Genomic DNA, 10022 nt, shown 5'->3' with positions numbered 1-10022 from the left:
GCCTCGCTCGTCCACCGCATCCTGCAAGCCAAGGCGAGCGCGCTCGGCCTCAATGCCCGCGGCCGGATCAGCATCAGCTTCGCCATCGACGGCGCGGGCCGCATGGCGCAGTCCGGCATCCTCAGGTCGTCAGGCGATGACGGCGTCGATCACGCCATCCGCGCCATGCTGGCGCGGGTGAGCTTCCCCGCGCCACCCGCCGGCCGCTTCTCCGGCTCGGTGACGATCCGCATCGAATGATCGCAATCTCGCCTCGACGGCCCGGCCACCGGCGCATCGGCCCGCATCAGGGCATGACTGGCGGATGGTAGGTGAAGGTGCTCATCAGCACGGCGGCGAGCACCATGACGAGCGGGAAATGGATGAAGAACTGGACCGAGGTATAGCCGATCAAGTCCTTCGACTTCAGCCCGAGAATGCCGAGCAGCGGCAACATCCAGAACGGATTGATGAAGTTCGGCAGTGTCTCGGCAATGTTGTAGACCATGACGGTCCAGCCGAGATGGGCGCCGATCTCATTGGCGGCCTTCATCACATAGGGTGCCTCGATGATCCACTTGCCGCCGGCCGAGGGGATGAAGAAGCCGAGCACGGCGGAATAGATGCCGACGACGAAGGAAAACACCGTCGAATTGGTCGAGAAGCCGACGAACCAGTGGGCGATCGTATCCGACAGGGTGACGCCCTGGGCGTTCGGCACCTTGGTCAGCATATGGGCGATGCCGGCATAGAAGGGAAACTGCAGCAGCACGCCCGATACCGACGGCATGGCCTTGGCAAAGGACTCGATCAGGCTGCGCGGCCGCCAGTGCAGGAGGATGCCGAGGATGAGGAAAACGAAATTGTAGGTGTTGAGGCCGGACAGCGTGATCAGAGGATTGCCGGACCGGAACGTCTGCCACAGCCAGCCGCAGGCGAGCAGGACGACGAGAATGGTCAGGATCGGGCTGAATTCGAGATAGTCGCCCGGGCGTGCCGGCTTCTTCTGCTCGAGGCGGTCGTCGTCGAGCGCCACGCCGAGATCCTCCGCGGTCCTGGCATCGCGCGCCTGGGGCGTCGTGAAATAGCAGATCGCCGCCGACAGCACCGTCACCACCACCGTCGTCAGCAGGTTCTGCCAGGTCAGGATGGTCTCGGCGAAGCCGATGACGCCAGTGATCGGCAGGAGCGAGGCCGGGATGCTCGCGGCATTGGCCTGGAGCTGGGCGGCCGAGGATGTGAGGCCAAGCGTGAAGCCGCAACCGAGGCCGAGATAGCCGGCCGCACCCGCGGCGCGATAGTCGAGGCGGATGTCCCGACGGCGGGCGATCTCGCGCACCAGGAGGCCGGAAAAGATCAGGCTGAGGCCCCAGTTGACCAGCGACAGAAGAATGCTGAGCACGCCCACGAACACCACCGCGCCGCGGCCGGTCTTCGGCACCGCCGCGAGCCGCACGAGCAGGGCCGCGACCGGCGGCGACATGGCGACGACGTAGCCGCCGATGGCCACCAGCGCCATCTGCATGGTGAAGGGAATGAGGTTCCAGAAGCCGTCGCCGAAGGCCTGGCTGACTGCCAGCGGCGAGCCGCCATGCAGCATGGTGCCGCCGGCGACCGCGATGACCGCGATCAGCACGAAGACATAGGCATCGGGGAACCAGCGCTCGGCGAAGGCCACCATCATCTGCGAGAAGCGGGCGAGGATGTTGTCGCCTTCGGGTTTTTCCGGCGTGAAGGACGCGCTTCGGGCTTGGTCGGTCATGGCTGTTCCCACTGGGGTTGCTGTTATGGCTTGATGGTCCGGCCTGCTCAGAAGGCGAGCGTCAGCTCGGCGAGCGGCACCGACTGGCAGGTCAGGCATCGCCCCTCCTCGCCGGGGAAGCTGCCGAGATGGGCGACGGCGCCGGCGACGACCTGCATGACGCAGCTCTCGCACTGGCCGACGCGGCAGCCGCTCGGCAGGGCGATGCCCGCGGACTGCGCGGCATCGAGCAGCGTTCCGGCGGCTGGTGCCCAGACGAAGCTCTGGCCGCTGCCGGCGATGCGCACGGTCTGCGGCGCGAGATGATCGGGCACGTCGGGCGGCGTCGCGAAGGCTTCAGCGAAGATGTCGAAACGCGGAATGCCACGTGCGGTGAGCCCCTGTGTCATGTCCGACACAAAGCCGGGCGAGCCGCAGAGATAGGCGAGCGGCCGATCGGCCACGAACGCGCCGACGAGATCGAGATCGATCCGTCCCCGGCGATGGCGGCTCGCGTCGCCCGGGCGCGGTGCGGAATAGAAGGTCTCGACTGCAAGTCCGGGTACGGCCCGGGCCAGCGCCTCCAGGCGCTCGGCGAAGGGGTGCTGGCCGCCATGCCGGCAGCCGTGCAGAAGCAGGATCTTCGGCGCCGCTTGGAAGCGGCGCGCCGCGAGCGTTTCGAGCTGGCTCAGGAACGGCGTGATGCCGATGCCGGCGGCCGCGAGGATCAGCGGCCTTCCGCCCTCAAGCGGCAGTGTGAACGGCCCCGACGGCGGCTCCAGCAGCACGGCATCGCCGACGCGGAGCGCATGAACGTGGTCCGGCATGTGTTCGGCATGCGCGCCTGCCGCCGCCCGGCGCTGGACCGCCAGCGACAGCCGGTCCGGCGCGTCGCCGGCGCCGGTGAGCGAATAGGCGCGCGTCGCGGCCTTGCCCGGCAGGGCCAGCATGACGTGCTGTCCCGCGCGGAAATCCGGCAGCGGCTCGCCGTCATCGGGCACGAGGGTGAGCGCCACGACGTCCTCGCTGGCCATCGCCCGATCGGCGACCGTGAAGACCCGGCGGCCGGTCCAGGCGCCGCGGCTTGCGGTCTCGTCGCGCCTGAGGGCGCAGGTGACCGCCCGCAGCGGCACCGAGCCGCTCACCGGATCGCGATGCCGGTCGCTGAGGATGGCGTTGAGATTGGCGGTCGATGCCCCGGCCTCGGCGGTCCGGCCATGGCCGAGCGGCGGGCAGTCCTCCCACCAGCCGAACTCGGCCACCACGACGCGATCGTCGAGCGCCGGATTGATGCGCAGCCTGACGCGCGCGCCGCCCTGCGGCGTTTCGACGACGACCCAGTCACCCTGGGCAAGGCCAAGCCTGGCGGCAAGGCCCGGGCTGACCTCGGCGCCGGGATCCGGCGACTTGCGGCGGAGCGAGGCGATATGCCGGTGCGAGCTGTGCACGAACCAGCCGCTCTTGGCGGTGGTCAGCACCAGCGGGAAGCGCGGATCGGGCGACGGGGCGAGCGGGCTCTCGGCGGGTTCGACATGTCCGGGCAGCGGCCCATAGCCGTGCGCCAGCATCAGTTCCGAATAGAGCTCGACCCGCCGCGTCGGCGTCGCAAATCCGGCGACGACGCCGTCGGCACCGGGCTGCGCATATTTGCCGGTCGTGAAGTCCTGGGGGAAGCGCAGGCCCTCCGGGTGCCGGCGCAGGTCGGCGACGGTGACGCCGAGCGGCTCGAGCTGATGGTTCCAGCCGGCCTCGATATCGCCGCCGAAGAACAGGTCGTCCATGCCGAGCCGGAGCGCGAGCGCCGCCGCGATCTCGTAGTCGGCGCGGGCCTCGCCCGCGGGCGCGATCATCCGCGGCCTGAACTGGATGGTCTCGACGGCGGCCTGGGTGATCTCGAAACCGATCTTCAGCGCATCGCGCTCCCACGGCGTGTTGGCCGGCAGCACGATATCGGCGAGTTCGGCCGTCGGGTTCATGAACATGTCGATATGGACCTGGAAGTCCAGCGCCAGCAGGGCGTCCCGGTTGCGTGCCGAGCCGCCCTGCGAAACGACGAAATTGCTGCCGAACCCAACGAGGGCGCGCACCCTGTAGGGTTCCCCCTCGAGCGCCGCGCGAGCGAAATCGCGTGCGGTGATCCAAGCCTTGGCGGGCGGGCCGAGCGGCAGTTCGGCAAGGCCGAGCGCCTTGGCCTTCTGCGCCGGCGGCAGGATGGCGAGATCATTGAGCGGGCGTGTCGCCGGCGGCACCGGCCAGAGATTGCCGCCCTGCCGGTCACATGCGCCGGTCAGGGCATAAAGCGTCGCGATCGCCCGTTCGATGGCCGTGGCATTGGTGTGCTGGCCGACGCCGGTCCAGGAATGGTAGGCAAGCTTCGGCCGCCCGGCGAACAGCCGGTTGAACGCCACGATATCGGCTTCATCGAGCCAGGTCAGCGCGGCGACATGTGCGGGCGCATAGGGCTCCGCCGCCGCGGCCAGCAGCTCGAAGGCGGTCGCCGCGGCGATCGTCCGCCCGTCCCGCGCCGTCAACTGGAACCGGCCGAACAGCGCAACCGTGCCGGCATCGTCGAGCGCCCCGTTCACGTCATAGGCGCGCGGCACGCCGCCAGCCCCGGCAACGACGAAATCGTCCGGGCCGGCATCCGCCCAGAGATCGCAAGCCCGCACGAAACGGCCGGTCGCGGTATCGACCAGCAGCGGGGCATTGGTCCAGCGGCGCACGAAATCGTCGTCGAAACTGGCGGTGCGGATCAGGTGGCGTATGGCGCCCATGGCGAGCGCGCCGTCGGCGCCCGGCCGGATCCGCAGCCACAGATCGGCCTGCTGCCCGGATCCGTCGGGTTTCGGGTCGATCACCACAACGGTCGCGCCGCGCCGGCGGGCATCGACGACGCGCGTTGCCTGGGCGAGCCAGGTGCGCGCGGGATTGTGGCCCCAGAGCACGATGGTCTCGGCATTGTCGTAGTCGGGAAAGCCGATACCCCGCCCGAAGGTCAGGGCATGGGCATAGTCCTTGTGCCAGCCGCAGACCTCGACGGCATAGATGAGATTGGGGCTGCCGAAGCCGCGGATGAAGCGCTCGACCCATTCGAAACTGTCGACCATGGGCGTGCCGCTCGGCGTCGTCACGGCGAAGGCGACGGCCTCGGCGCCATGGTCGGCCCGGATTGCGCCGAGCCGCGCGGCGATCGCGTCGAGCGCCTCGTCCCAGGAGATCTCCACCCAGCCGGGATCGGCCGCGCCGCGCGGGCGGGTGCGTTTCAGCGGGCGGGTCAGCCGGCGCGGGCTGCCGGCAATTTCCGGCGCCGCCCGTCCCTTGGCGCAGAGCGCACCGCCGGTCGGGTGGTCCGCGAGCGGCTCGACCCCGACCACCCTGCCCGCCTCGACCACGGTGACCGCGCCGCAGCGCGAGCGGCAGAGCGTGCAATAGCCGGGGAAGCGTTGAGCCAAGCGAAGAACCGATCGTCTTTGAGATGATGTGACGCATTTAAGTAGCGCGTTACACATTTACGTCACGCATCATGTGCGCCGTCAAGCGGTTTTGGTTATGATCGTGCATGTGAATCGGCAGCCCTCGACCGCTGCCCAAGCAAAGGCAGGCGACCCGGGAATGGATCAGAATCTGCGCCAACAGGTGCTGCGCCAGGTGCGCGCCGAGATCATTTCCGGCCAGAGCCCGCCGGGCACGATGTATTCGGTGCCAAGCCTTGCGGCGAGCCTCAAGGTCTCCACCACACCGGTCCGCGAAGCTCTCCTGGAGCTCAGCCGCAGCGGTCTCATCGAGCCGATGCGCAACCGCGGCTTCAAGGTGATGGAGCCGACGCTGGAGGACCTCAACAACCTCTTCGACCTGCGCGAGGTGCTGGAGCTGCATGCGGCGAGCATCGTCGCCCGCCTGCCGAAGAAGGATCTGTCGACACTTGCCGGCTGGGCCGACGAAATCGCCCGTGCGGTGCGCGAGGAGGATATCCGCCTCTATATCGAGGCCGACCGCAGCTATCACCGCGACCTGGTGGCGGCGGCCGGCAACAGCCTGCTGACCGAGACGGTCATGGGCCTGCGCGACAAGATGCGCCTTTACGGCATCGGCTCACGCGCCGGCCAGGAACGCCAGCAGGCCTCCATCGCCGAGCACTATCGGATCATCGAGTTGATGGAGGCAGGCGACGAGACGGCGGTCGTCGCCCTGCTGCGCGGCCATGTCAGGTCCTGGCAGCCGATCTTCATCGACGCGCTGATGAAGTCGAAGGCACACATGCGCGTGCCGCTGGCATCGTGACATCGGCAAGGATGATGTGCATGGAAGGTTGTCGTGGTTCGAGGGCAGCGAGCCCCGAACCGCGACGAACCGCGATGCGGGGCTCCGTCACGCCGGCAGGTCGGCGTCCTGGCGACGGCCCTTGATGCCGCCGAGGGCGGCCGCCACCAGCGGCGGCAGAGCCGATGGATCGTCGCGGAAGGCCGCGAGGAAATCCTCGCGCATGCGCCAGCCCCAGAACTGGTTGATATGCTCGGCGATCGCCGGGATCGCCTTGTCGTCGGGATAGGACTTGAAGAAGTCGGCGATCTGCCCGGCCATATGGGCAAGCTTGGCCTTGGGGTCGGTGGCGCTCATGAGGCAATGGCTTCCGGCGGCTGGCGGGAGGGCGTGAAGGCGACGGCGGTGTCGCGCCGCGCCACGGCGACGAGGGCGATGCCGAGCGCCTTGGCGCGATCGATGGCGAGCGATGTCGGCGCCGAGATCGCGACCAGCGTGCCTGTGCCGAAGATGGCGGCCTTCTCGATCATCTCGAACGAGCAGCGGCTGGTAATGACGACGAAGCCGTCCCGCGCCGCGAGGCCGGCCCGAAGGCAGGCACCGATCAGCTTGTCGAGGGCGTTATGGCGACCGACATCCTCGCGCGCCATCAGGATTTCGCCATCCATGCTGCAGAAGGCGGCGGCATGGACGGCGCGGGTCAGCCTGTTGAGCGGCTGGTGCGCGTCGAGCGTCGACAGCGCATGTTCGATCGCCGCCGGCGCGACCGGCATGGCCGGCTCGGCGCCGCGGCTCGCGCCGGGGATCTGGTCGAGGCTCTCGACGCCGCACAGCCCGCAGCTCGTCCGCCCCGACAGGCTGCGGCGGCGCGCGAGGTGGCGCCCGAAGGCCTCCGCCGCGAGGTCGACCGTGACGACGAAACCCTGCTCCTGCTCCTGGACGCGCACGTCCCTGATCTCGCCCGCGCCCGAAACGATGCCTTCGGTCAGGCTGAAGCCGAGGACGAAATCGTCGAGATCGGCGGGCGTCATCATCATCACGGCATAGGGCAGGTTGCCGTAGACGACATTGACCGGCACCTCGACCGGCACCTCCACCGCGCCCGCACGGTCCGCGCCGCGATCATAGCGCAGCGTCCGGCCGATGGTCGTGCGCGAGGTCGGCATGGAGGATTTCGGGTCGGCCATCGCGCCTACTCCGCAGCCTCCGGCATCTTGCCGGCGATCAGCCGCAGCAGCACGCTTTCCTCGCGGTTCTGCTCCTGCCACTGCGAATAATGGTTGGTGCGCCGGACCTCGACCGCCGTGACCTTGTATTCCGGACAGTTGGTGGCCCAGTCGGAATAGTCGGTCGTGATCACGTTGGCGCCGGTGTCGGCATGGTGAAAGGTCGTATAGACGACGCCCGGCTGCATGCGCTCGGACACTTCGGCGCGCAGCGAGATGTCGCCGGAGCGGCTGGTCAGCGCGACGAGGTCGCCGGTCTTGATGCCCCGGTTCTCGGCGTCGAAGGGGTGGATCTCCAGGACGTCCTCGGCATGCCAGGTCGAATTGGCGGTGCGCCGGGTCTGCGCGCCGACATTGTATTGCGAGAGGATGCGGCCGGTGGTCAGGATCAGCGGGAAGCGCGGACCGGTCCGTTCCTCGGTCGGCACGAATTCGGTGATCATGAACCGGCCCTTGCCACGCACGAAGCGGTCGACATGCATCAGCACGGTGCCGGTGGGCGCCTTGTCGTTGCAGGGCCACTGCACCGAGCCGAGCTCGTCCAGCTTCTCGTAGCTGACCCCGGCGAAGGTCGGCGTCAGCTTGGCGATCTCGTCCATGATCTCGCTCGGATGAGTGTAGGACATCGGATAGCCGAGCGCGGCCGACAGTTCCGACGTCACCTCCCATTCCGACTTGCCGGCCATCGGCGCCATCACCTGGCGGACGCGGTTGATGCGCCGCTCGGCATTGGTGAAGGTGCCGTCCTTTTCCAGGAACGAAGCGCCCGGCAGGAAGACATGGGCATATTTGGCCGTCTCGTTCAGGAACAGGTCCTGCACGACGACACATTCCATGGCGCTGAGCGCCGCGGTCACGTGCTGCGTGTTCGGATCGGACTGGGCGATGTCCTCGCCCTGGCAGTAGAGCCCGAGGAAGGTGCCGTCGATCGCCTGGTCGAACATGTTGGGAATGCGCAGGCCGGGCTCGGCGTCGAGCGCCCTGCCCCACAGCGTTTCGAACATCTGGCGCGTGGCGTCGTCCTCGACATGGCGGTAGCCCGAGAGCTCGTGCGGGAACGACCCCATGTCGCAGGAGCCCTGGACATTGTTCTGGCCGCGCAGCGGGTTCACGCCGACGCCCTCGCGCCCGATATTGCCGGTGGCCATGGCGAGGTTCGCCATGCCCATGACCATGGTCGAGCCCTGGCTGTGTTCCGTCACGCCGAGGCCGTAATAGATCGCGCCGTTGCCGCCGGTCGCATAGAGCCGGGCAGCCGCGCGCACGTCAGCGGCGGCGACGCCGGTGAACTCCTCCGTCGCCTCGGGCGAATTGCGCTCCTCGGCGATGAAGCGGGCCCAGACCTCGAAATCGGTCAGGTCGCAGCGCTCGCGGACATAGGCCTCGTCGATCAGCCCCTCGGTCACGACGACGTGGGCGATCGCATTGATCAGCGCGACATTGGTGCCGGGCTTCAGCTGCAGGTGATAGTCGGCCTTGACGTGCGGCGACTTCACGAGGTCGATGCGGCGCGGGTCGGCGACGATCAGCCGCGCGCCCTGGCGCAGCCGCTTCTTCATGCGCGAGGCGAAGACCGGATGGCCATCGGTCGGGTTGGCGCCGATCACCAGGATCACGTCGGACTTCTCGACCGACTTGAAGTCCTGTGTGCCTGCCGACGTGCCGAGCGTGGTCTTCAGGCCATAGCCGGTGGGCGAGTGGCAGACGCGCGCGCAGGTGTCGACATTGTTGTTGCGCATGGCCGCGCGCACGAGCTTCTGGACGAGGAAGACCTCCTCGTTGGTGCAGCGCGAGGAGGTGATGGCGCCGACCGACTCGCGACCATATTTGGCCTGGATGCGCTTGAACTCGGAGGCGGCATGGCGGATCGCCTCCTCCCACGACACCTCGCGCCAGGGATCGGAGATCTTGGCGCGGATCATCGGCTTGGTGATGCGGTCCTTGTGGGTCGCATAACCCCAGGCGAAGCGCCCCTTGACGCAGGAATGCCCCTCGTTCGCCTTGCCGTCCTTATAGGGCACCATGCGCACCACACGGTCGCCCTGCATTTCGGCCTTGAACGAGCAGCCGACGCCGCAATAGGCGCAGGTCGTCACCTTCGAATGCTCGGCCTGGCCGTGCTCGATCACCGTGTTCTCGATCAGCGTCGCGGTCGGGCAGGCCTGCACGCAGGCGCCGCAGGACACGCATTCCGAGCCGAGGAAATCGGTGCCGCCGGGCGAGACGCGGCTGTCGAAGCCGCGACCGGTAATGGTCAGCGCGAAAGTGCCCTGCACCTCCTCGCAGGCGCGGACGCAGCGATTGCAGACGATGCACTTGGTCGGGTCGTAGGTGAAATAGGGGTTCGACGTGTCCTTGGCGTCGGCAAAATGGTTCTCGCCCTCATAGCCGTAGCGCACCTCGCGCAGGCCGACCGCTCCGGCCATGTCCTGCAGCTCGCAGTCGCCATTGGCCGAGCAGGTCAGACAGTCGAGCGGGTGGTCGGAGATGTAGAGCTCCATCACCCCCTTGCGCAGCTTGGCGAGATTGTCGGTCTGGGTGCGCACCACCATGCCCTCTTCGGCCGGCGTGGTGCAGGAGGCCGGCGTGCCGCGCCGGCCTTCGATCTCGACGAGGCAGAGGCGGCAGGAGCCGAACGGCTCCAGGCTGTCGGTCGCGCAGAGCTTCGGGATCTTGGTGCCGAGGCTCATGGCGGCGGCCATGACCGAGGTGCCCGCCGGCACCGAGACGGTCTCGCCGTCGATGGTGAGCGTCACCTGCTTCTCGCTGACGCGGATCGGCGTGCCGTAGTCGATTTCCTTGATCAGGCTCATGAT

At 68.1% G+C, this 10022-nt stretch carries 7 protein-coding genes; 2 read left to right on the top strand and 5 right to left on the bottom strand.

Annotated elements, in window-relative coordinates; genetic code table 11:
- Window positions 1-240 (top strand): energy transducer TonB family protein (locus tag OZ671_RS01440; RefSeq protein WP_268859055.1); only part of this gene is annotated, 240 nt, incomplete at its 5' end.
- Between the two features lie 46 nt (window positions 241-286).
- On the opposite strand, the gene OZ671_RS01435 is transcribed toward OZ671_RS01440, so the two are convergent.
- Window positions 287-1741, bottom strand: a complete 1455-nt coding sequence (locus tag OZ671_RS01435) for a short-chain fatty acid transporter (RefSeq protein ID WP_268859054.1) — start codon at window positions 1739-1741, stop codon at window positions 287-289.
- A 47-nt stretch (window positions 1742-1788) separates the two neighbouring features.
- Window positions 1789-5172, bottom strand: coding sequence for a molybdopterin-dependent oxidoreductase (locus OZ671_RS01430; RefSeq protein ID WP_268859053.1), 3384 nt, complete (start codon window positions 5170-5172; stop codon window positions 1789-1791).
- A 160-nt stretch (window positions 5173-5332) separates the two neighbouring features.
- Between OZ671_RS01430 and OZ671_RS01425 the strand changes: the two genes are divergently transcribed.
- Window positions 5333-6001 (top strand): GntR family transcriptional regulator, encoded by a 669-nt coding sequence (locus OZ671_RS01425; RefSeq protein ID WP_268859052.1) that lies wholly within the window; start codon window positions 5333-5335, stop codon window positions 5999-6001.
- A gap of 87 nt (window positions 6002-6088) precedes the next feature.
- Here OZ671_RS01425 and OZ671_RS01420 read toward each other — a convergent pair whose 3' ends face one another.
- Genes OZ671_RS01420 through fdhF form a run of 3 tightly spaced genes read right to left on the bottom strand, consistent with a single transcriptional unit; the run spans window position 6089 to window position 10019 of the window.
- Window positions 6089-6337, bottom strand: coding sequence for a formate dehydrogenase subunit delta (locus tag OZ671_RS01420; RefSeq protein WP_038310782.1), 249 nt, complete (start codon window positions 6335-6337; stop codon window positions 6089-6091).
- The gene (gene fdhD, locus OZ671_RS01415) at window positions 6334-7167 is read right to left on the bottom strand and encodes a formate dehydrogenase accessory sulfurtransferase FdhD (RefSeq protein WP_268859051.1); all 834 of its coding nucleotides are present in this window, start codon (window positions 7165-7167) and stop codon (window positions 6334-6336) included. The genes OZ671_RS01420 and fdhD overlap by 4 nt, the downstream gene beginning before the upstream one ends.
- Before the next feature lie 5 nt (window positions 7168-7172).
- Window positions 7173-10019, bottom strand: coding sequence for a formate dehydrogenase subunit alpha (fdhF, locus tag OZ671_RS01410; RefSeq protein WP_268859050.1), 2847 nt, complete (start codon window positions 10017-10019; stop codon window positions 7173-7175).
- Window positions 10020-10022: the final 3 nt, after the last annotated feature.

It is taken from the genome of Phreatobacter sp. AB_2022a, from assembly GCF_026847585.1.
In the GTDB taxonomy this organism is placed as follows: Bacteria; Pseudomonadota; Alphaproteobacteria; order Rhizobiales; family Phreatobacteraceae; genus Phreatobacter.
Note: the sequence above shows the minus strand (reverse complement) of the source record. Positions and strands in the feature narration are given on the sequence as shown.